Annotated in this window: 1 protein-coding gene; it reads left to right on the forward strand. The window is 45.4% G+C overall.

Annotated elements, in window-relative coordinates; all coding sequences use genetic code 11:
• Positions 1–100: 100 nt before the first annotated feature.
• Entirely contained in the window at positions 101–1024 is a 924-nt protein-coding gene (locus HF864_RS09370; RefSeq protein ID WP_169462716.1) for an IS30 family transposase, read from the forward strand.
• Positions 1025–1054 lie beyond the last annotated feature (30 nt).

The raw sequence follows: 1054 nt of genomic DNA on the forward strand, positions 1-1054 counted from the left end.
GGCAGATTGTAAAATTTAAGTTGAACATTTAAGTGGACAGAAAAACCCATCAAGGTCTTTAATGGTGTTACCGTACAATCCATTAGAAAGAAGGACCTTGATGAGCACCACTATTTTATCATTCCAGAACCGTGTTGTCATTGAAACGCTTCATAGTGAAGGACGTTCCTTGCGATACATCGCTAACTACTTAGGCTTTAGTAAGACCACCATCTTTAACGAACTTCACCGGCTAAATAGTGAGTACCAGGCTGAGCTAGCGCAAACTGACTTTGAACAAAAGGTTAGTCAACGGGGGCGGAAGTCTTCGCTCACTAAAAACCTTAAACACTTGGTCGAGGAAAAGATTCAAGTCCAGAAGTGGTCCCCTGAACAAGTTGCCCATGTGGTTGGGATTGCCTACAAGACGGTCTATAACTGGATTGAGCAAGGCTGGCTTGATGTACAGCTACCCGATTTGCCTGATCATGGAATTCGTCGTCATCGTGCTAAAGAAAAGCGTGGTACGTTCAGTCACGGCCGCTCCATTGAGGAGCGTCCTCATAAAGTCGAAACTCGCCAGGAGTTCGGCCACTTTGAAGCTGATACAGTACTTTCTGGCAAACGTAAAGGTCAAGCTGTGGCGACTTTTGTGGAGCGTAAGAGTCGCCTGACAATTGTTAAACGGCTCCATGGCCGCGACAGTCAGTCCATGACTCAAGCCGTACTTGAACTAGCTAGTCAACTTCAAGACAAGCTCAAGACGCTGACCGTGGATCATGGTAAAGAGTTCGCTAACTATCAGACAATTGAACGGCAAACTGGTACTCCGGTTTATTTTGCCCATGCTTATTCACCACATGAACGCGGTAGTAATGAGAACCGTAACCGAGTTTTGCGACGATTTATTCCCAAGGGACAAGCTATTGAAGAGCTGAGCGATCGCCAGCTGGTTCAAATCAATTGGTATCTGAATTCCCGGCCACTTAAATGTCTTAACTGGCGCACACCAATCGAGATCTTCCTGCTTAATTTACGTCATTAAATTCGTTCAAGTTATTTCTTGCAATCTGCC

It is taken from the genome of Lactobacillus sp. MRS-253-APC-2B, from assembly GCF_012843675.1.
GTDB classification, from domain to species: domain Bacteria; phylum Bacillota; class Bacilli; order Lactobacillales; family Lactobacillaceae; genus Limosilactobacillus; species Limosilactobacillus pulli.

Bases quoted from the DNA above. Each gene is read 5' to 3' on its own strand.
- HF864_RS09370 (WP_169462716.1), top strand. From the start codon at position 101: ATGAGCACCACTATTTTATCATTCCAGAACCGTGTTGTCATTGAAACG.